The sequence below is a fragment of the Thalassomonas actiniarum genome, assembly GCF_000948975.2.
Classification (GTDB): Bacteria; Pseudomonadota; Gammaproteobacteria; order Enterobacterales; family Alteromonadaceae; genus Thalassomonas; species Thalassomonas actiniarum.
In genome coordinates this window covers 2,575,924-2,596,605 of sequence record NZ_CP059735.1, presented here as the reverse complement: position 1 = coordinate 2,596,605, position 20,682 = coordinate 2,575,924, and the positions used below count along the sequence as shown (strand labels likewise).

Below are 20,682 nucleotides of genomic sequence, written 5' to 3'. Positions count from 1 at the left end.
AGTGGTAGTTAGCCACTGCCACTTAGCACAGACAATAAAATTAGGCCCTACCCCCATAGCCGAAAAAGAGAAAACACTGGCGTAGCTTGACCGGCGCGGGTAATATCGACGATTAGTTTTTATTCTATTGGCAACATCCAGATTTAGCATGCATAAAACAGCCACCGACGATCAACTCACCAGGCAGCAGCCGACAACAACGCCAGAGGTTACGAGTATGAAAGAGGATAACAGCAGCCAAAGCATCCATATTCCCATCTGTAATGTTTATGCCAAAGGCGACTACTGTGCACAACTGCTGATCGGCAGTGAGCAAACCCCGGTAAATCTGATTTTAGATACCGGCAGCAGTACCTTAGTGGTTGAACAAAAAGTATATCAGCCACAAACAGATCAAGAGCTTCAGCCAACCTCCTTTGCACAGGAAGTCAACTATGGTATCGGCGGCTGGGACGGCCCGGTGGTGACCACCTCGGTCTCCATAGGTAACCAGCAAGATCAGTTAACCTTAAAACAAACGCCCCTGGCCCTAGTTTCCTGCGATCTGCAAAATAAAACCTTCGGCGAAGCCGACGGCATGTTTGGCCTGGCCTATCGCCATCTCAATAAAAGTTATGATCTCAAAGATTATTTACAGCAAAACAATATCACCCCCGCGGTAACCTACCCCTGGCCCTTTAGCCATGACGAAAAAGCACATCAACAAGCCACTGTGCATAACGTCAACATAGCCGCGGCAAAGGCCAGCAGCTTAAGCCAGCAGCCAGACGAGATAAACAGCGACGATTTAAGACAATTTAACCGTTTTTTGTGGCAATCGCCGAAGAAAAATATCATCCCCTATTTCACTTCACTGGAAGAGCATGACTTAATTGCCAACAAGTTTGCTTTTTACAGTAAACGCTCAAGTATTTATGTCGCCGATGATAACGCCACCACAGCCGAACTGGCGCAGCATCCCCTGAATCAGGGAGCGCTTATTCTTGGCGGCGGCGAAGAACAAAGCCAGCTTTACCGGGGAGAGTTTACAACCTTAGAGGTTGAACATGATATCTATTACAATGTCAGCCTGAGTTCAGTGCAGGTAGGCAATCAACCGGCTATTCCAGCGCCACCACTGGCCGCTAAACACCAAAAAAGTTATTTCACCAATGCCATCATAGATACCGGCGCATCGCTGGTAGTGCTCACCAGCGGGATGTACCAGCAAATGCTCAAGGACTTTACCGCCATATCCGCAGGCTTTACCGCCTTACTTGCTCCCTTTGAGGAAATATCGGCCCAGGAAACCGGTATCGATAGCTCGCTGCTAGACTTGGATAAATGGCCGGATCTCACGTTTAATTTCACCGGCTCAGATAATAAGACCGTCAGTTTGGTGTGCAAACCCGAGACCTACTGGCAGACCAACAGCCCCAAAGCCGATAAAGCCTGCTTTAAAATACTGACCCAACTGCCAAACTGGCCGAATCAAAGTATTCTCGGCCTGCCTTTGCTCAATAATTATTATTTGATTTTCGACCGGACGGTTAACGGTACCGGGGTTATCAAATGTGCAAGCCCTTGTTAACTCTAAGCAAAAGTAAATTAAACAAAAAGTAGGTTAATAAGCAAAAATTCAAGCTAAAGAGACTAAAATTAAACCATCCTTAATTAAAATATCAGGGAAGAGATAAATGGCCGGAGAAATTTTAGTCACTACTAACCAACAAGCTTGCTTTAGCAGCAGGCATCTATTTTTCCGCCCGCTGGCAAAGCAGGATAAAGCTCTGTATTTTTCTCTTTATACCAGTAAACAGGTCATGCGGCACATCGGCCCCCCCTTAAGCAGAGAACAGACACGACAGCTGTTCACTTTTACCCTTAACAACACCAACAGCGATGGCGATCAGCGCCTGAGCTGGACGGTTGTCGAACGTCAGAGCCAAAAAAGTATAGGTATGCTGGCTTTGACCTGGGATTTGACACGAAGCGATGCTGCCAGCATCGGCATCATGCTTTATTGTGACAGCCAGGGAAAGGGATATGGACTGGAGGCTCAAGGAGCCCTGAGTGAATACGGTTTTTCACACTTATCCCTGAACAAAATTTATACTCAGTTTGCGGTAACTAACCTCGTGAACGAACACATCTACCATAAATTAGGCTTTATCACCTCTGATGAAAAAGAAGCTGAAATTAGCTGTAATCCTCTGCCAACAAAATCCTGTTATCTTGATAAGCAGGGGTGGCAGCATAGCTTTATTGAAAGTTGTCCTTAATAAATTGCTTTTAATAAAACCTTCAGGTATAAAAATCTCATCACGAATTGCCCTCAAAAGACAGTCCGCTGTTAATATTAAAAGATAAAATGCATAACTTCACTACCGAAAGATTATTCATCCGTGCGCTAGAAAAACAAGATCAAGCCTTATATTGTCACTTATATACCGACACTAAAGTCATGCGCCATATTTGCCAGCCTTTAAGCCAAGAGCAAGCCATAAAAGCTTTTAAAACAACCCTTAATAAGCAAACGAGTAAAACTAAAAATCAATTTAGTTGGGCTATAACCTCTAAAGAAACTAATCAGGCCATCGGTATTGTCGGTTTTCAATCACAAGAAAAAGAACACGCCATTTTAGGACTGCTGATATCAGAGAATTCTCAAGGAAGGGGTTATGCACCTGAAGTATTTAAAAAACTCATCAGCATATGTAACAGCACTTATGGTTTTAAGAAGTTCACTTCACAAGTTCAAAAAGATAATATCAACAGTATCAAATTTTTAAAACTAATAGGTTTTAAGTCTGAACCATTAGCACATACCAAAGATATCGATACTTATGTATTTAATGTCTAAAGTGTTCGAATAAAAGTTCTGTCCGTTCGTTTACTATAGAAATAAGCCTTCATTTTTCATTGCAGAATGAATAACATAACACCATGATTTCAATAGAAACAAAGTATTCACCAAGATGTTTTTAAATTTTTAACAAACACCTATAGGATATTTATTAACCATAAAGTGAGATCGTTTTACTTTTTTAAGAGATCTTCGTTTGTTAGAGTTTTCAAACAATTTAATAGCTGTTATCGTAGTTTCAATCAACTTGTTCCTCCCATGAGACATGAAAATTTAAAAGGTATTATGGTAAATGTCAGGTAATTTAGTATGTGTTGGCATTGGCATGACCTTAGGGGCCCATATTTGTCCAATTGCTAAAAGTTACATTCAGGAAGCTGATGTAGTTTTTTCGGGTGTTTCTAACGGTATTGTCGAATTATGGATCAAAGAAATGCATAACGATGTACGTAGTTTGCAGCAATATTACAGTGAAGGAAAACCAAGAACCATTACTTATAAGGAAATGGTCGACGCCATGTTAAGTGAAGTTCGTGCAGGAAAAAAAGTCGTTGGTGCTTTTTACGGCCACCCTGGCGTCTTTGCTTATGCTCCCCATAAATCAATCGAATTAGCGAAAGCCGAAGGCTTTGAAGCTAAAATGATCCCGGGCATATCCGCCGAAGACTGCCTTTTTGCCGATCTTGGTATTGACCCTGGTAAATATGGCTGCGCCCAATATGAAGCCAGCCAATTGATGTTTTACCAGCGAACAATCGATACCAGTGCTTATCTAATCCTCTGGCAAGTAGGCATTGCAGGAGACCAATCATTAGGAAAATTCTCCACAACTAAAGCTTATCGCCAGGTGTTGATCGATCTGCTTGCTGAAGATTATCCTATGGAGCATCAGGTCATTTTATATGAAGCTGCGGTACTGCCTATTGAGAATACCCGTATTGAAAAGATTTCCTTGGCAGACTTTCTCAATGCCGAATTATCACAGCACACAACCATGGTAATACCACCTGCTAAAAAAATGCAATCTAACAATGCTATTTTAAAACGTTTAGCTGAGCTGGACTCGACGCTAACAGAGCAAGGCAACTAATATTTTTTCAATAGCATTATTTAACCCCTAGACAACTCGAGGAATTTATATGTCTAACATTGTTCAACTTTTAGAAAGAATGGGACAGGAAGCTAATTTACAAGATAAGGATAAATTAGAGCAGGCAATTCAAGCAGCCGAATTAGAGCATTCATTAAAAGAGACTTTATTGAATAAAGATAAATTGACACTGGAACGTCAGCTCGATATTTGCCCAGACATTGTCGCGTTTTTATTCCCGGCTGAGGATGAGCAGCCACAGAAAGAAGAAGATGAAGAGCAGAAAGAAGAAATTCGTTCTGTTATTAACGGTTAAGAGATAACTGCAATTTAATGAAAGCGATAACTAACATGAAATGTATGACTTTCGGTTTATTATTGCTTTTGAGCACTATTATTACGGTGAAAGCTGAAAGTAGTGCTCATCTATCAAAAAACTTAGCAGAAAAATTAAAATACGCGGATCAAATAAGAAGCAGTGACCCGGAATTATCAAATACCTTACTACTTGAGCTGCAAAAGCAAAAAGAGCAGCTAACCCTAGAACAGCAGCTTTATCTAAAATATTTATTAGCCTATCAACTGACTTTTCAGGGCAACCCTGATGAGGGGCTAAAACAGTTTAAAGAACTGATCGAATCCAAGGCCAGTGAATCACTAAAATTTCGAGCCAGCATTACCATTATTAACACACTGGCAAATACCCAAAAGTGGAATGAAGGTTTAACCTACTTATCAAAGGCATTGGAACTTCTGCCTTCTATAGAAAACAAAGAAATAATGCAAACAGGTCTAATGGTTGCGGCTAATTTTTATAACCAGTTAGGACAGTACGATCTGGGATATAAATATGCAGAGAAACTAAGCCTTTTACCTATCAATGACCGCAACCTGTGTCTAAGCAAAGGCGTGATTATAGAAGCCAAAATTAATCTCGAACTATTAGCTGAAAACAGTGATGAAATTAAACAGGGCATTAAAATTTGTGACAAAGTAGGTGAAAGCTTGATGAGTAGTTTCATTCGCTCATTTCTCATTCGTTTGCATATCAGCAACCAGCATGCAGATAAAGCTTTAAATATTTTATTACCTAATCTTGAGGTTGTTGAAAACAGTCATTACCCTCGCTTGATCATTATTTTTTACTCATCTATAGCAAAAGCATACAGTCTCAAACAAAACTATATAGAAAGTGAAAAATATGCACTTAAAACCATTGCACAGGCAGAACTTTTAGGAGCATCACAGCCTGTAGTCCAAGCATATGAAATACTGTATCAAATTGCAGAGCAGCGAAAAGACTTTAAATTAGCACTTGAATATCATGTAAAATACACCAAAGCTAACAAAACCTATTTGGATAATATCAAAACCAAACATCTCGCCTATCAGTTAGCGGAACATCAGGCTATCGAACAGGAAACCCGTATCCAATTATTGGATGAACAAAATAAACTCTTACGGGTCGAGCAAGATCTGGCACAAGCAGAAGCGGAAAATAATAAACTCTTTATCTCTCTGCTAATCGCCTTATCCACCCTGCTGATATTTTGGGCCTATAAAAGCCGGTTAACGCAAAAACGCTTAAGGCAAATGGCAGAATATGATGCCCTGACCGGCATTTATAACCGCGGCCACTTTACCCAGCTGGCGTTAAGCTCGCTGGAGTATTGCCAAAGCAGTAATCTGCCGTTAAGTTGTATCTTGTTTGATTTGGATAAATTTAAAAACATTAACGACAGCTATGGCCATACCTGCGGCGATTGGGTACTGAAAAAAACCGCCGATGTCTGTCGTAATATCGGACGGAAAAATGATATTTTTGTCCGTCTTGGCGGAGAAGAGTTTTGTATCTTTTTACCCGGCTGTGATCTGCCAACGGCCAAAGAGTTTGCCGAGCTTTGTCGCCGGGAAATTGCAGCAATAGATTGCTCTGAATCTGGCGCTAACTTTAATGTTACCGCAAGTTTTGGTATTACAACGGCCCAACTTTCAGGTTTTGATCTCGACAAAATTATCGCCGACGCCGACCAGGCCATGTATTCGTCCAAAAATAATGGCCGCAACCAAGTCAGCCTGTTTACCCCCTAGTTTTCAGGGACACCGGACTTAAGCACTTACCAATATCAGCAGATACCCGGACTCAGCTCATGCTCTGAAAAAAAGGGGATATACCGGGTATTAACTGCTGAAATAACCTTCACAATAAATGGGCTCTAACGCATAAGCTTGTGTTAACCACTCTTGTACGCAGGGCCGGTTAAGGAGCCGCTCTACCCATTTGACAACTAAAGGATAACTTTCCCCCACCCCGTGATGGGCGGTTAACCTCAATACCGAAGGTACCAGGGCAATATCCGCTAACGAATACTCTCCCAGCAAATATGCTCCCCCTATAGATTCCAGATGCTGTTGCCAAATGCCATAAATCCATTCGGCGCTGCTGATTTCACCGGCGCTCAGTTGTTTTTTTTCTTTATAAAAGGCACTTTCAAATGACAAGCAGGGACATACCTTGCCTAAAGTAGAATGCTGCCAGGCCACCAGTGCGCGCGCCCGGGCCCTGAGTTTGATGTCCTGCGGCAATAAAGAACCGTCTCCGAGCTCATTGGCATATTCCATAATGGCGGAAGAATCAAAAATCACGGTTTCGTCATCCACCAATACCGGCACCGCCGCCGGCGGGGAAAAGCTGCCAATTTCCGCCAGGTTTTTCCAGCGCTGGGGGCGCCTGATATCTATCACCACTTCTTCAAAATCAATATTTTGCTCTCGCAGGGCAAGCCAGGCACGAAACGCCCAGCTGGAAGCATTGCGATTGCCACTGTAGAGTATTCTGCTCATTTCTGTTCCTTTTAATTACCTTAGCGGGTGCCACCAGGTTTACTTTTCTGCTGATTATCTTACCAACACAGGGTTAACCATGCGCTGCCAAACCATCAATCAAAAGTATGTTAAACTGCAATTTTTAGCCTTAAACGCATAATTTATTCACCATGGATAATTTTGATAAAAAAATCCTCGAATCTTTACAGCAAAACAATCGCCTCTCCAGTCTGGAGCTGGGAGAAAAAATAGGTCTGTCGGCTACCGCCTGCCAGCGCAGATTAAAGAAATTGCGCCAAAATGGCATGATCTGCAAAGAAATTGCGGTGTTAAATCCGGTAACATTTGATAATTACGTCACGGTTATCGTCGAAGTGGTGATGAAACAAGGAGGGATAGAGAGTATCGAAAGCTTCAAGCAACGCATGTTGGCGCATCAACATGTTCAGCAATGCTATTATCTCGCCGGCAATATTGATTTTATTGTCGTGATCACCGCCCCCAATATGGCAGCCTACGAGCTGTTAACCAAGCCCCTGTTTTTATGTGATAAAAACATACTAAAGTTCCATTCACATGTGGTAATGGACAATGTCAAAGCAGGTTTAAACATCCCTGTTTAAGTGAAATTATCAGCTGCCAGCTCCCGGTTTGATAAATAGTGTGCAGCCGCCAAAGTGAAGCCCGGGATAAGCCCTTTGGTGTTAATTATGCCTGTATGCCCTTTTGCTTTAAAATACGTCTGATATTGGGGATCCCGGTTTTAAATTTTTGTGCCAGTTCAGGTAACGTTTTCCCCTGGTCTTTTTCTTCACAGATACTGATATTTCGGTATTTGGTCAACAGGGATTTCGGCACCCAGATATCTCCGCAACCAAAATGATCCACCAGTTTCATGGCGGCAGTTAAACCAACGGCATTTATTATCGCCTTACTCGGCGCCCTGGCCGGTATATAAAGATAACTGGCACTAAAAGCCCGCTCCAGCGCTAATGTGGCATTAACACCAATCACATCAAGCAGCTCCTGTTCACATACACGGGTACTTTTCTTGCTGTTATTTTTTTGGGGATTATTTGCTGTCATGGTATTTCCTTATGTTACTACGGTTTTTAAATGGCAACAGCATTTGTTTAGGCAGATAAATTAACTCCTCTCTCCCGATCAAAAGAGAAATTCGCTAACAGTCAATAAATCTAAACCACCATTCAAGTCTACTAAACCAAAAATCGCATGTTTTATTGGCTTTAATAGAGAAAATGCTGTTTATAATTTGTTTTGTTTAGTTTAGAATGGCAGAAAGTTTAGCGAGATAAACTTACATTGTCCAGCACAAAAGTTTAGAAAACAAAACAAAGTTTAGAGTTGAAAACTATGAGCATAGCATCACGTATAAAAGCAAGAATGGATGAGAAAAAGTTACGCGCCGTGGACCTGGTGAAATTAACCGGAGTCTCCAAAGGCACGGTGAGCCAATGGTTAAACGATATCGCCAAACCCAGGGGAGAAAACCTGTTAAAGCTGGCAGATGCCCTGGCCTGCAAAGTTGACTGGTTATTGCTCGGCAAAGGCATTAAGGATGTCGATCTGGTGCCCAATGTTGAGCCCGGACCGGAAATTAAAGGGCATTACCCCCTGATCAGTTGGGTACAGGCCGGTGCCTGGTCGGCTATTTATGAAATAGATGTACTGGAGGCGGAAAGTTTTCCCTGCCCGGTTAAGTGCAGCAGCCAAACCTTTGTGCTCAGCGTTCAGGGGATCAGTATGGAGCCTGTCTTTCGCGAAGGGGATCTGATCTTTGTCGATCCCCTGGCAGAGTCCCACCACGGCTCCTATATCGTCGCCAGGTTAGAAGATCAAAATGAAGCCACCTTTAAGCAGCTGATTATCGAGCAAGGGAAAAAATATCTAAAACCGGCCAACCCCAACTGGCCGGAGCAAATTATTCCCATCACCAGCGACTGCTCTATCGTCGGTACCGTGGTCTTTGCCGGCAAAATATTTTAAAAGCCCCGGATAAAAGAGTAACAATAAAAAGCCGGTAACCCCTTTCGGGGTTACCGGCTTTTTCATACCTTAACGCCAAATAAGCAGTTATTTCGCTAATTCAATCATCACCGCGGTATACATTTTCAGGTTGAGTTTAAACTGCTCTTCGCTGATAAATTCATGCTCAGAGTGTCCGCTATAGACTTTTCCCGGCATTGACGGACCGAAGCTGACGGCATTGGGAAAAAGCTTAGAGTTAGTGGAACCTCCTATAGCAATAGGCTGCGGATTTTTCATCCCGGTATAATGGGAGAATACCGACAGCAAGGTGTTGGCATGCGGCGCATTTTTTTGCACAAAAGGCTCGCTTATACTGGTGCTGATATTTAACAGCGCCGCTTTATTTGTCTGTTGCCAGTTATCCAGTGCAGTCTTGATCTCATGCTCAAGTTGCCTGGTAGATTTTCCCTGCGGCCGGCGCAGGTTAATATTTAACGCTATGCCGTCACCTGCTTGCTTGAGTACCGTAGGCTGCACCGTCATCGGTCCCATAAAATCGTCCCGGTAGGCAATATTGCCAAATTTCTTCCCATATAAGCCGGTCCCCAGATAATCATTAACAAAATTCACCAAAGCACCGCTGGCATTATTGGGCCAGCGAATATCCGCCAATAACGCCGCCAAATGGGTAATGGCATTTACACCAAATTCGGGTTTTGAAGAATGCGCAGAGGTGCCCGAGGCCTTAATGGTTAATTGCTGGCCTTTTGCGGAGAAAGCAAACGCCAGTTTTTTATCATCGGCCGCTTTTGCTTTTAACCGTTTAACAAGTGCCGCATCGGCATTTTCTATTACGGCAGCAGCATCCTCGGGGATCTGGCTGCCAAAAAAACCACCGCTAAAGCGGCTTAAATAAGGCGAATGACCGGTAACTTTCTTATCGGGGAAGGTCATTTCAATGCTGCCATAACCTTTCTCCGCCGTCACAATCGGGTATTCAGAGTCCAGGGTGATATTCACGCCGGGCAATTCATGGCCCTTGATGAAGTCTTCCAGCGGCGCCCAGTCAGACTCCTCGGCCATATAAACATATAACTCAATGCGTTTACTCAGGGAAATACCGGCATCCTTAATGGCTTTCATGGCGTACAGGGCCGATGATATAGGCCCTTTATCGTCTTCCGTGCCCCGGCCTATGATATTACCCGGCTCAGAAGTCATATCCAGCTCAAACGGCGACTTCGCCCACTTTGTCGCATCTGCCGGTTGTACATCGCCGTGTGTCACTATACCAAAGCGTTCACGCCCCTTGCCTAAACCAATCACGACCACGGCGCCATGATCGGTATAGTCCAGCCCCAGGGCTCTTGCCTGACGCGCCAGTTCCGCTTTAAACGCCTTATGGGCCGGATTATCAAACACCGGGATGCCTTCGCGGGCAACGGTATTGAACTTGACCAGCTCTCCCAGGCTGTTCACCATATCATCGTAATAGGTCTCTACCGCATAGCGGGCAGTTTTATCGGCTAAAGCACTGACCGTATTTGCCTGTACATAAGGACTTAAACTTAAGGCACAGCCAAGCAACCAGGCGCCGGTGGAAAACCGTCTTATTTTTTTATTTAATAGATTTAATTTTTTCAACGAACCTTCTCCAAAACATTGCTTCACCCCAAGTGGTGATTTTCCTGCCCGGTACAGTATGCACCTTGCCCGGGCAATATTTTTTGCTTTTTGACTATTTATACAAACCGACACAACATAAGCCTAACTTATCAGCAACTTTAGCAAGCCAGCGCTGGTAATCATGATTTGTTCCCCTGGTATTATCAGGACAAAGCTTATTACCCTCTATAGGGCATGAGCAGTTATTACTTGATTTATTCACTTTCATCCGGGTATCCTCATTGTGAAAACATGGCCAGTCTACAAAAGGCCGGTTCGATAAACCAACAATAGTTCCAAACAGGTAATATAAGTACAGCTTATGGATAAAAGATTAAAGCACTTAAGTCTCTTACGCGGTTTTGAAAGCGCCGCCCGCCATAACAGCTACAGTAAGGCCGCAGAGGAGCTCTTTATTTCCCAGGCGGCCATCAGCCAGCAAATGCGTCAGTTGGAGCAGGCACTTGGCGTCAAGTTATTTATGCGTCATAAGCGAGCAATGGAATTAACCCCTGGCGGTGAAACCCTTTATCAGGCCAGCCACGAAGCCTTTGCCACCCTGATCCAGGCATTAAACAGCATACAGGGTGAAGCCCTCGCGGGCAGCCTGACCATCACCTCGACCCAGTCTTTTGCCTCTCTGTGGCTCATGCCCAGACTGTACCGCTTTTCCGTCAAGCACCCCGAAGTGAGTATTAAAATCGCCGGTTCCAATCATATCGAAGACCTGCGGCACAGCCATATCGACCTGGCAATACGTTTTGGCGCCGGGGCCAGGCAACAGACCCAGGCCGGTCTTCATTGCGAAGCCTTCGGGCAGGAAGAGGTCTACCCGGTTTGTACCCCTTCCCTGGCCGCTGAAATGCACCTGGAAAAACCCCAGGATATTTTAAAGTGCTGGCTGGTTAATTTACGCAATGCCCGCCTCAACGACTGGCAAATCTGGTTCGATGAAGCCGGTATTGAAAACTACCAGCAACACAGTATGTGGACGGAAGTCACTTCTACCGACCTGGCCTTAAGTGCAGTACTCAGCGGCCATGGTATTACCTTATCCAGCAAATCCCTTTTTAGCCAGTATGTCAAAACAGGACAATTGGTTATACCTTTTGACATCAAACACCCGAACACAGTCCCCAGATACCTGGTTTATGATGAAAATTCCGCGAAGAAGCAACGCCTGGCCGTTTTTATCAACTGGCTTAAGGAAGAAATGAGCGCTTATGAAAGCGGCGCATAACCAGGGCTTAGCATCGCCCGATACCGCTCTGTATTACGGCAATGGCCTCAAGAAATAGTGAATTTTCGTCAAAAAGCAATATTTATTGGCAGAAATTGTGAATTTTATCACTAAAAGCCAACATTTAGCGCTTTTGCCAGAGCAAGCGCCCTGATAGAATAGGGCCAATTTTTTACAGCCACGCTTTTTACGGAACACTTTCTCAATGCGTACCAGTCAATATTTACTCGCTACTTTAAAAGAAACCCCGGCTAATGCCGAGGTGATCAGTCATCAATTAATGTTACGTGCCGGATTAGTACGCAACCTGGCCTCGGGTTTATATACCTGGTTGCCGACAGGCCTGAAAGTACTGAGAAAAGTGGAAAAAATCGTCCGTGAAGAAATGGAGCGCGCCGGCGCCATCGAAGCCCTGATGCCGGTAGTACAACCTGCTGATTTATGGGAAGAGTCCGGTCGCTGGGACGAATACGGCCCGGAACTGCTGCGCATCAATGACCGCCACCAGCGCCCTTTTGTCTTGGGACCAACCCACGAAGAAGTGATCACTAAACTGGTCAGCAATGAGATCAGCAGCTATAAGCAGCTGCCGCTTAATATCTTCCAGGTGCAAACCAAATTCCGCGATGAAATACGCCCGCGTTTCGGGGTTATGCGCGGCCGTGAATTTTTAATGAAAGACGCCTACTCTTTCCATTTAGAGCAGGAATGCCTGGAGCAAACCTATCAGAAAATGTTTGATGCCTATTGCCGCATCTTTGAACGTTTAGGCCTGGACTACCGTCCTGTGATCGCCGACACCGGCTCTATTGGTGGTGATGCTTCCCATGAATTCCATGTCTTGGCCGAGTCCGGTGAAGACGATATTGCCTTTAGCGACAACAGCGACTTTGCCGCCAATATCGAAAAAGCAGAAGCCCTTGCGCCGGCAGGACCAAGAGGGGAAGCCACACAAGCACTAGCCAAAGTGGCCACCCCCGGGGTCAAATCCATCGAAGAAGTGGCAGCCTTTTTAAAGGTTGACGCGAAAACGACGGTAAAAACCCTGATGGTGCTGGCACCGGAAGATGAAAACGGTCAGCAGGCGGTTGTGGCCCTGGTACTTAGGGGCGATCACCAGTTAAATGAAATCAAAGCGGAAAAACTTGACCAGGTCGCGGCACCGCTGACTTTTGCCAGCGAAGAGCAAATCCAGGCGGCAATCAACTGCGCCACTGGCTCTATCGGCCCGGTAAACCTGCCTTTAGCAGTCATTATTGATCGCAGCGCAGCGCACCTGAGCGATTTTGTCTGTGGCGCCAACGAAGACGGTTACCATTTTACCGGGGCAAACTGGGATCGTGACGCCAAAAATTATAACGTTGAAGATATCCGCAACGTGGTCGAAGGCGATCCGAGCCCATGCGGCCAGGGTAATATCATCATCAAACGCGGTATTGAAGTCGGTCATATCTTCCAGTTAGGAAAAAAATATGCCGATGCCATGAACTGCGGCGTATTGACGGAATCAGGCAAACACCAGACCCTGACCATGGGCTGTTACGGTATCGGTGTATCACGCATCGTGGCGGCGGCAATCGAGCAAAACCATGATAAATACGGCATCAAGTGGCCTGCAGCCATTGCCCCTTTCCAGGCGGCAATCGTACCGATGAATATGGCTAAATCTGCCCGGGTAAAGGAAACCGCAGAAGCCTTATACCAGCAATTGCAGCAGGCGGGCATTGAGGTGCTATTTGACGACCGCAAAGAACGTCCGGGTGTGATGTTTGCCGATCATGAATTAATCGGCACGCCGTTATTGTTAGTTATCGGTGAACGTAATCTGGATAACCAGCAAATCGAAGTGAAAAACCGTATCACGGGCGAGAAATCCCTGCTCGCCATTAATGAGGTTTTATCATTATTTAACCCGCAATAAAGGTTAACAAACACCGGGGCCCTGCCCCGGCCACCAGGCACCGGAGATGACCGGCGCCTGCCACCCATAAATTTAAGCAATTGAATGCGCCCCATGAATAACAGCTTTATTAATCTGATAAAAATAACCCTGCTTTTTCTTACCTGTCACGCTTATGGATATGCAGAGCAAAATATTCTGGACTTTGTCAAGGACTACCAATATCAAGAGATTAAAGAGCAGCCACAGGCAAGTATCAATGACATAGCGCAGCAGCTCCTTGACAAACGCCTGACACCGAACGAAAAATATCTCGCCCTACATAATTTAGCTTATGCCTATTACAAAGCCAATAATAAGGCACAGGCACTGGATACCATTTCTGCCGCGATTAATTTGCCATCTTCTCTTGAAGGTTATCACCAGGCAAAAAGCCTGCTGCTGAGGGCGAAAATATACGGTATTTTATTTCGCGATACCGATACTGCCCTGCTTGACCTGCATCAGGCCAGTGACATCATCACCTCCAGCCGACATCCCAAGAGCATTGAGTTGCATTTTAATATTCTTACCGCCCTGGCCCAGGCCTATAACCAGAAGAGTAACCTGCCACAGGCAGAAAACTATGTCGATCAGGCAATAGTACTGGCAACGACCCTGGAAGATAAAAATGAACTTATTCATGCCTTAATTATTTCCGGGCGGATATATTTCCAGCAGGATAAATTACAAAAAGCCTACAAGCAGTATATGGCGGCCCTGGAGCTCACCGATGACAATACCGATATTGAGCGGGTTGCTTCTATCGAATTGCGCCTTGCCATGATCTTCAATGAACAGGAGATTTACAGCGACAGCCTCAAACATGCGAAAAAGTCGGTTGAACTTTATCATCAAACCAGCCGCTATAGGATGCAGGTAAAATCGTTGCGGGTACTCGGCAGTATTTACCTTAACCTCGGCAAAGATGTCGATATGGCGCTACTGCACCTGCTTAATGCCTTAAGTATTGCCAAAAAAACCAATGATCCCTACAGCATAGGCCATATCCAATATTTGATCGGTACCGCTTATTTTGCCGCCACCGACTATGATAACGCCATCAAGTACCTCAAAGCGGCTGAAGTTATCCTGGAATCTGCCCAGAGTAATTTTTACCTTGGCCTTAGCCATATCAGCTTTTCACAAATCGAATTGGCACAAAACCAGCCACAACTGGCCATTGCCCGCATCGAAACCATGCTCAATGACAGCCGCTTTACGCCTTATCCGGCCCTGATCAATGAAGCCAGAAAACACCTAGTCACCATCCTGGTCAGCTTACAGGAGTTTGAACAGGCTTTCGAGCACCAACAAATTTTACTGACGGCTCAGCAAAACAAAACAGAAGAAACCAATAAAAGCGCCCTAGCCTCTCTCAATTCTGTGATTGAAGTTAAATCGCTTAAAGAAAAAGTCGCTGACTTAACAGCAAAAGAGCAAAAAAGTGATAAAACCATTCTCAAACTGCAAAACTGGCAATACGCCCTGGCAAGCTTTTTAGCTTTATGCCTGAGCGTACTTTGTTGCCTGGTATACAAGTATCGAAACATTAAAAAACGTTTTAAGCAGGTCAATAAACACAAAGACATCTCCTGGCGCTATTTTTCGCAACTGATCAAGTATAATGCCAGCGAACAGCTCAAAGCACAAAACACCAACGGCGGATTATTAATCGCTTTCCCCAAACTTAATGAGCTGATGAAACAAGCAGAAAACCGCTATTTTACCGGCCAAAACATCCAGCACTGGCAACAGCAACTGCTGACCACCTTCACCCCGGAGGAGTCGATTTCCCACCAGCAAAACCTTTGGATGATCTGTGCTTCCAGGCCCAGGCACGATCTTGATCTGATCAATCAGCGGCAAAACCCGGATGATGATGCCGGCTTCCAGCTGGTATGGTTGCCCTTTAGCGATCTGCCACAAAAAATATCTGATAATTTACTGGTTTTTATTGAGGAGTTGGTACATAAAGCCAATGCCGAGTTGCCATGGCAACAGGGGGTTAGCTGGGGAGAAATCAAGCTACAAACCAATGCCTTGTCAATGATATTTACCAGCCAGGCAAAAGAGAAACTCTACTGGCGCATACACGATGCCCATAAACGCGGTTTAGTAAGCTTTAGCAGTTAATACTGCAATTTAGTGAACCCGATAAACGGCGATCAGCGCGAGCAAAGATTCGATACGCTGAAGCATTTGTCGATAGTCGGCAGAATTGACATCCCGGTAGCGCCTCTTAAAGAGCGGGCTGTGCAAATCTTCGGGTAAGCCCAGCGGAAAAGGCATAATATCTAAATCATCCAGGGGCCCGGCCAGCAAGCTCTGGACTTTGCTTGCCGACACCTCCGATAGGGTGGCAAGCATAGCCAGCCGGGTGCCGGCTTTATCCGCCAGTAAATCGACAAAGCTAAAACCACTGCCTGAGCCGGCATCAAGCAACTCTTTAACTTCCCCAATGGCATTGCTGGTGTAACTGTTAATCAATAATTGCAGTGCCATTGAATAAACAAAATGTTTTTGTAAATCAACACGGTTATGCAGCAGCAAGCTGGCTCTTAGCTGTCCCCGCTTTAAAAACTGTGTCGCCGACAGTGCCAGTTCGCGCTCAAATAAAGTACTGAATTTATCTGGTCCCAAATATAATACTAAGGCCAGTATCGCGGCTCGGTTTTCAGCGACACTTCCCTTTGACTCTGGCTTTTTGCTGTTTTCTTTCGCCAGGGTAAACATATGCCCGACAAACCGGCTCAGTCGCCGTTGCCTTAAATGCTTTTCCACATAGGAAAGTAGCGCCGCATGGTATTGCCGGATCAGAGCAAAATTAACATCGGTCATCAGGTGCAATTTAACGCGCACCAGCTCCGTCTGTGCCAATTGCTGCCAACGGGGAAAATTGCCCGCCAGGGAATAATATAAATAAAACCGGTTACGACTTACCTTTACTTCGCCAACCCGGGCAAACAAATCTGCGACGACATTATCACCGAGCATTTCATTTATCCGCCACTGCACTATGTTAAGCAACCAGCTTGCAGGGAAAGTGAATGCTCCCAGGCTTGCCGATGTCAGCTTGAGCCCTTTTTCCGATGGCTGTAGCCCGATGTCGAAATTAAGATATTTCAAGGGACCGGGAAAAGGCAGTTCAAGGGTCGCCGCCACAGATAAAGCGGTTTCAGATAAGGAAAAGTCAGTGAATAGCTGAGGGTATAGCCGGTGCAGTAAAGCACTGATCCCGGGAAGCTCCTCACGGCTAACAGAAAAAAACGCTAACTTTTTTTCTCCCTTCACTTGCTGATAACTGCGTAGCAGTAATTGCCGGGTTTTGACGGCCTGCTGACTGTCAATCACATTCACTTGCGCAACTTTCGGGGTCGATTGCAGCAAAAGCAACAAGCCTGTTATGCTCAGGCAAGATAATAAAAGCAGCATCGCCGCGATAAATTTTATTGCCGGTTTCAAGCGAAAAATAATGATGTCCTCCTTGATTAACTATATACCAAAGGCATTGAACTTTGCTGTTAATCTCCTATGGCCAGAAAATATTGCCTTAGACACAAGGGGTTTGCTGCCTTGCCTTAACAGCAAAATATCAGCTATTGCCACATTGCTCTGTCCGAAATATTTTCCCTTATAGACGAATAGCCGGCTGCCATGATACAACTGGGAACCTTATCAACCTATTAGCCATAAAGAAGTCAATATGCAAAGTACCTTTCTCGCCTGGATGTTTCGTATGCCGCTGATCAAACGCTGGTCTTTAATGTTTTGTGTCAAGCCGGAAAATATCGCCGAGCACTCCCATCAGGTGGCGATCGTCGCCCATTTACTGGCGGTGATCAAAAACAAAAAATTTGACGGTCAGGTCAATGCCGACAGGGTCGCCACCTGTGCCTTATATCATGAAGCCAGCGAAACCCGTTACGGTGATATCGTCAACCCTACCAAATATGCCAATGCCGAAATTGCCCGGGAATTTAAAAAAATAGAGTACCTGGCGGAGCAGGAATGTCTGGCATCCCTGCCACAGGAGTTTCAGGATCTCTTTGACGATATTATAGTGCAGGATAATGTCAATGAAGAATACAAAGCCATTGTCAAAGCTGCAGATATTCTGGTGGCTTATATCAAAGCGCTGGATGAAATCAACCACCACAACCCCGAGTTTGAGCACGTTAAACAGCGCCTGGGGACAAAACTTGCACAATTACAACAAGAAATGCCAGAAGTACAGTATTTTACCGAAACTTTCCTGCAAGCCTGTACCGCCAGCGTCGACAAATTATCCCGCTCCTGAGCTCCCGACAAGCTTTTACAGGTCTGCCCCGCTTGTTTCGCGCTATAAGGCTGTTTTGCCATGATAAAATTGCAGATTAGGCTATGCTTACAACAGCATGCTGGTTTTCCTTTTTATTGAACACCTTAGTGTGATTTAATCGCACTCGGGTTTATGGATAAAAATACGACATGAAAGTCTATACTGCACGACAGCCGATTTTAAATCGTAAACAAAATGTAGTGGCGTATGAATTACTGTTTCGCGATGGCGCCGAAAACTTTTTTCCCGATGTCGACCCCCATGAAGCAACATCAAAACTCATCATGCGCACCCACCTCAATGACGGTTTAATGCCGATAACCAACGGCAAACCCGCGTTGATCAACTTTTGTCAGGAATCCCTGCTTAAAGAGCTGCCGCTGTTATTACCAAAAAAGCAGGTGATGGTAGAAATCCTGGAAACAGTGGAACCTACAGATGATGTCTATCAGATGTGCCGTCAGCTTTTCCATCAGGGATATCACCTGGCATTGGATGACTTTATTTATAAACCCGAATGGTCACGCTTTTTCAACCTGATCAAAATGGTAAAATTTGATCTGTTACAAACCCCGCTACCTAAGGTCGCCCCTCTAGTCCAGGCGCTGAAAAAGCGTAAAAATATAAAATTACTGGCGGAAAAGGTAGAAAATCAGGAAGAATTTGATCAGGCCAAAGAAATGGGCATATCATTTTTCCAGGGCTACTTCTTCTGTAAGCCTGAAATGCGGGAGAAGCGTGATGTTGAAGGCAATCAACTGATTTTACTTCAACTTTACCAGGAAGCATTAAAAACCCCTTTAAATGTCAATGCCCTTTCCCATTATTTTGAACACGATGTCGGCTTATCCTATAAGTTATTGCGTTTTATCAACTCAGGTTTTATTCCCATTACCCAGGAAATTAACTCCATTAAACAAGCACTGGTTTACCTGGGAGATGAAAAAACCCGCAAGTTTATAGCCCTGCTAACCACGGCAATGCTGGCTGAAAATAAACCCAAAGAGCTGATCCGCATGGCGATTATCCGCGCCAAATTTTGCGAAATATCGGCACAAGAAGCCTTCCCGGCCATGTCCGAACCGGCTTTTCTGGTGGGATTATTTTCATTATTAGATGCGATACTGGACCAACCTATGGAGTATATCCTCAATACCTTATCAATCAGCGAAGATATAGCCCTGGCGTTAAAAGAAAGCAGCGATAGCCCTTTAGGAACTTTGATCAATATGGTGCGCCTGTTTGAGGACGGAAAATGGTATCAAACGGAAAATGAAGCAAGAAAAATAAACCTGAATTACCAACAAATTTCCGAGTATTTTAAAAAGGCTGTGATTTGGTCAAACGCTTACGAAGAATTATAAAGAAGCTCAGAGCCATCAAAACCCTATACGGCCTCTTCCCTGCGGCATCTCTCATGTCCCGCTTCAACCAGGCATTGATGAGAACTGATACTGAAAATGCACCCCTTGCTCACAGGGAATAAAGGCACATTCGCCGCCAAGCTCTTCAACAATCAGCCGGCGGCAAATCGATAATCCCAGGCCCATATCTGTTTGCTCACCGATAAAACGCTCAACCGGTTGCAGTATTTCTGCTTGCTTACCTTGTATCATACCAACACCGTTATCAAAGTAATCGACAATATAAATCCCCGCCTGCTTCTCTATGGTAATGGTAATGTTATGCTCTCCCCCGGCAATAAAGCCATGTTCAATACTGTTTCTGACCAGGTTCATCAACACCTGGGCATGACACCCGGGTAAGGTAGTAAGCATATCATCCCCGCAGCCGGTAAAAGCAATATTGGCTTTTTTACGCTTAAGCAAAGGGATCAGGGTTGAAATAACTCTTTGATAATATTCATTCAGCGAAATAGTTTCCGGTTCGATATTCACCTGTTCGGTGGCGGTTTTTTTAAAGTTTTCCAGGATCTGTCTCGCCCGCTCCAGGTTTTTAGCAATCATGGGCAAGCTCGCCGATTGCTGCTCAATAAAATATTTCATGGCTTTAATGGTCAGGCCTTTCCCATTGACTTTAGCGGTGAAATCCTTAAATACCTCGGCTAAATGACTTTCCGCTGTAATAGCCACTCCTATCGGACCGTTGATTTCATGGGCAATCCCGGAAATTAAGTCCCCCAGAGCCGATAATTTATTCATTTCAAGCCTGTGAGCATGGGCTTTTTGTAATTGATTTAAGGCAGATTCAAGCTCAGCCGAACGCAGACGAATTTTATCATCAAGGGCATCATTTACTTCCACCAAAGATTTATTCAACTCCAAAAGTTGTGCTTCCCGATCAAGCGCATCAAACTCGGCGCAAATACGTCCGGAGAAAATTTTAAATAACGACAAAGTTTTTTTTTGCTCAGTTATCGGCTTGAAATAAATAGCGACCACTATGGCAACAACCCGTCCATCCGCCAGGGTTAACGGCATGCCAAGATAACCGACGGCTTTTATCCGGATGAGAAAATCATCTTGGGGAAATTGCAGACAGACATCCTGAGGATAAACACACAGGGTATTTTCTTCCACCTGCTCACAAGGGCTATGGATTAAAGAATAACTGATATTGTCAACTAACTTACCCTGGTCAACAAAAGCTACAGTCGTTGCTCTTGCTTGCTTGTGATCGATACGGGCAATAAAGGTGAGATCTGAAGCGATGACCTTATCAAGCTGTAAAGTCAGCTCGGCAAAAAAATCCACTCCCCGGCTATCCGAGACGCTTTTGATAATATCCGCTAATAATGTTTCCATTA

The 20,682-nt window shown here is 44.7% G+C and carries 18 protein-coding genes; 13 read left to right on the top strand and 5 right to left on the bottom strand.

Annotation, left to right across the window (positions count from 1 at the left end):
• The first annotated feature begins 148 nt into the window (after positions 1 to 148).
• From SG35_RS11310 to SG35_RS11285, 6 genes are all read left to right on the top strand, one after another.
• Entirely contained in the window at positions 149 to 1,570 is a 1,422-nt protein-coding gene (locus tag SG35_RS11310; protein ID WP_084692546.1) for a pepsin-like aspartic protease, read from the top strand.
• A 106-nt stretch (positions 1,571 to 1,676) separates the two neighbouring features.
• A complete protein-coding gene (locus SG35_RS11305) occupies positions 1,677 to 2,261 on the top strand; it encodes a GNAT family N-acetyltransferase (RefSeq protein WP_053042849.1) in 585 nt (194 codons plus the stop codon).
• Positions 2,262 to 2,350: 89 nt separating this feature from the next.
• Positions 2,351 to 2,842, top strand: coding sequence for a GNAT family N-acetyltransferase (locus tag SG35_RS11300; protein ID WP_152646516.1), 492 nt, complete (start codon positions 2,351 to 2,353; stop codon positions 2,840 to 2,842).
• A 295-nt stretch (positions 2,843 to 3,137) separates the two neighbouring features.
• Complete coding sequence (locus SG35_RS11295; protein ID WP_044831463.1) at positions 3,138 to 3,935, top strand: SAM-dependent methyltransferase; 798 nt, start codon at positions 3,138 to 3,140, stop codon at positions 3,933 to 3,935.
• Between the two features lie 49 nt (positions 3,936 to 3,984).
• The gene (locus SG35_RS11290) at positions 3,985 to 4,251 is read left to right on the top strand and encodes a hypothetical protein (RefSeq protein WP_044831462.1); all 267 of its coding nucleotides are present in this window, start codon (positions 3,985 to 3,987) and stop codon (positions 4,249 to 4,251) included.
• A 68-nt stretch (positions 4,252 to 4,319) separates the two neighbouring features.
• Positions 4,320 to 6,026: a tetratricopeptide repeat-containing diguanylate cyclase gene (locus SG35_RS11285; protein WP_274055428.1), complete on the top strand. Its 1,707-nt coding sequence runs from the start codon at positions 4,320 to 4,322 to the stop codon at positions 6,024 to 6,026.
• A 90-nt stretch (positions 6,027 to 6,116) separates the two neighbouring features.
• On the opposite strand, the gene SG35_RS11280 is transcribed toward SG35_RS11285, so the two are convergent.
• Positions 6,117 to 6,779, bottom strand: a complete 663-nt coding sequence (locus SG35_RS11280) for a glutathione S-transferase family protein (protein WP_044831461.1) — start codon at positions 6,777 to 6,779, stop codon at positions 6,117 to 6,119.
• Positions 6,780 to 6,931: 152 nt separating this feature from the next.
• Between SG35_RS11280 and SG35_RS11275 the strand changes: the two genes are divergently transcribed.
• Complete coding sequence (locus SG35_RS11275) at positions 6,932 to 7,384, top strand: Lrp/AsnC family transcriptional regulator (protein ID WP_044831460.1); 453 nt, start codon at positions 6,932 to 6,934, stop codon at positions 7,382 to 7,384.
• Positions 7,385 to 7,469: 85 nt separating this feature from the next.
• On the opposite strand, the gene SG35_RS11270 is transcribed toward SG35_RS11275, so the two are convergent.
• The gene (locus SG35_RS11270; RefSeq protein WP_044831459.1) at positions 7,470 to 7,847 is read right to left on the bottom strand and encodes a Mor transcription activator family protein; all 378 of its coding nucleotides are present in this window, start codon (positions 7,845 to 7,847) and stop codon (positions 7,470 to 7,472) included.
• 288 nt (positions 7,848 to 8,135) lie between these two features.
• Between SG35_RS11270 and SG35_RS11265 the strand changes: the two genes are divergently transcribed.
• Positions 8,136 to 8,768 carry a LexA family protein gene (locus tag SG35_RS11265; RefSeq protein ID WP_044831458.1) on the top strand — a complete coding sequence of 211 codons (633 nt, stop codon included), beginning with the start codon at positions 8,136 to 8,138 and terminating at the stop codon, positions 8,766 to 8,768.
• A gap of 87 nt (positions 8,769 to 8,855) precedes the next feature.
• Here SG35_RS11265 and SG35_RS11260 read toward each other — a convergent pair whose 3' ends face one another.
• The gene (locus SG35_RS11260) at positions 8,856 to 10,394 is read right to left on the bottom strand and encodes a dipeptidase (RefSeq protein WP_236702527.1); all 1,539 of its coding nucleotides are present in this window, start codon (positions 10,392 to 10,394) and stop codon (positions 8,856 to 8,858) included.
• A 343-nt stretch (positions 10,395 to 10,737) separates the two neighbouring features.
• Here SG35_RS11260 and SG35_RS11255 point away from each other — a divergent pair, with 343 nt between their 5' ends.
• From SG35_RS11255 to SG35_RS11245, 3 genes are all read left to right on the top strand, one after another.
• Positions 10,738 to 11,655: a LysR substrate-binding domain-containing protein gene (locus SG35_RS11255; RefSeq protein ID WP_044831457.1), complete on the top strand. Its 918-nt coding sequence runs from the start codon at positions 10,738 to 10,740 to the stop codon at positions 11,653 to 11,655.
• Between the two features lie 205 nt (positions 11,656 to 11,860).
• Positions 11,861 to 13,576, top strand: coding sequence for a proline--tRNA ligase (locus tag SG35_RS11250; RefSeq protein ID WP_044831456.1), 1,716 nt, complete (start codon positions 11,861 to 11,863; stop codon positions 13,574 to 13,576).
• Positions 13,577 to 13,669: 93 nt separating this feature from the next.
• A complete protein-coding gene (locus tag SG35_RS11245; RefSeq protein WP_044831455.1) occupies positions 13,670 to 15,730 on the top strand; it encodes a tetratricopeptide repeat protein in 2,061 nt (686 codons plus the stop codon).
• A 9-nt stretch (positions 15,731 to 15,739) separates the two neighbouring features.
• Here SG35_RS11245 and SG35_RS11240 read toward each other — a convergent pair whose 3' ends face one another.
• Positions 15,740 to 17,059 (bottom strand): hypothetical protein, encoded by a 1,320-nt coding sequence (locus tag SG35_RS11240; RefSeq protein ID WP_044831454.1) that lies wholly within the window; start codon positions 17,057 to 17,059, stop codon positions 15,740 to 15,742.
• 241 nt (positions 17,060 to 17,300) lie between these two features.
• Here SG35_RS11240 and yfbR point away from each other — a divergent pair, with 241 nt between their 5' ends.
• Positions 17,301 to 17,894, top strand: a complete 594-nt coding sequence (yfbR, locus tag SG35_RS11235; RefSeq protein WP_044831453.1) for a 5'-deoxynucleotidase — start codon at positions 17,301 to 17,303, stop codon at positions 17,892 to 17,894.
• Between the two features lie 170 nt (positions 17,895 to 18,064).
• The gene (locus SG35_RS11230; RefSeq protein WP_044831452.1) at positions 18,065 to 19,279 is read left to right on the top strand and encodes an EAL and HDOD domain-containing protein; all 1,215 of its coding nucleotides are present in this window, start codon (positions 18,065 to 18,067) and stop codon (positions 19,277 to 19,279) included.
• Positions 19,280 to 19,342: 63 nt separating this feature from the next.
• Here the strand turns inward: SG35_RS11230 and SG35_RS11225 are convergent, their stop codons facing one another.
• Positions 19,343 to 20,680 (bottom strand): sensor histidine kinase, encoded by a 1,338-nt coding sequence (locus SG35_RS11225; protein WP_044831451.1) that lies wholly within the window; start codon positions 20,678 to 20,680, stop codon positions 19,343 to 19,345.
• Positions 20,681 to 20,682: the final 2 nt, after the last annotated feature.

Excerpts from the sequence above, each read along its gene's own strand:
- SG35_RS11310 (WP_084692546.1), top strand. The coding sequence starts at position 149 with ATGCATAAAACAGCCACCGACGATCAACTCACCAGGCAGCAGCCGACA.
- SG35_RS11305 (WP_053042849.1), top strand. The coding sequence starts at position 1,677 with ATGGCCGGAGAAATTTTAGTCACTACTAACCAACAAGCTTGCTTTAGC.
- SG35_RS11300 (WP_152646516.1), top strand. The coding sequence starts at position 2,351 with ATGCATAACTTCACTACCGAAAGATTATTCATCCGTGCGCTAGAAAAA.
- SG35_RS11295 (WP_044831463.1), top strand. The coding sequence starts at position 3,138 with ATGTCAGGTAATTTAGTATGTGTTGGCATTGGCATGACCTTAGGGGCC.
- SG35_RS11290 (WP_044831462.1), top strand. The coding sequence starts at position 3,985 with ATGTCTAACATTGTTCAACTTTTAGAAAGAATGGGACAGGAAGCTAAT.
- SG35_RS11280 (WP_044831461.1), bottom strand. The coding sequence starts at position 6,779 with ATGAGCAGAATACTCTACAGTGGCAATCGCAATGCTTCCAGCTGGGCG.
- SG35_RS11275 (WP_044831460.1), top strand. The coding sequence starts at position 6,932 with ATGGATAATTTTGATAAAAAAATCCTCGAATCTTTACAGCAAAACAAT.
- SG35_RS11270 (WP_044831459.1), bottom strand. The coding sequence starts at position 7,847 with ATGACAGCAAATAATCCCCAAAAAAATAACAGCAAGAAAAGTACCCGT.
- SG35_RS11265 (WP_044831458.1), top strand. The coding sequence starts at position 8,136 with ATGAGCATAGCATCACGTATAAAAGCAAGAATGGATGAGAAAAAGTTA.
- SG35_RS11255 (WP_044831457.1), top strand. The coding sequence starts at position 10,738 with ATGGATAAAAGATTAAAGCACTTAAGTCTCTTACGCGGTTTTGAAAGC.
- SG35_RS11250 (WP_044831456.1), top strand. The coding sequence starts at position 11,861 with ATGCGTACCAGTCAATATTTACTCGCTACTTTAAAAGAAACCCCGGCT.
- SG35_RS11245 (WP_044831455.1), top strand. The coding sequence starts at position 13,670 with ATGAATAACAGCTTTATTAATCTGATAAAAATAACCCTGCTTTTTCTT.
- yfbR (WP_044831453.1), top strand. The coding sequence starts at position 17,301 with ATGCAAAGTACCTTTCTCGCCTGGATGTTTCGTATGCCGCTGATCAAA.
- SG35_RS11230 (WP_044831452.1), top strand. The coding sequence starts at position 18,065 with ATGAAAGTCTATACTGCACGACAGCCGATTTTAAATCGTAAACAAAAT.
- SG35_RS11225 (WP_044831451.1), bottom strand. The coding sequence starts at position 20,680 with ATGGAAACATTATTAGCGGATATTATCAAAAGCGTCTCGGATAGCCGG.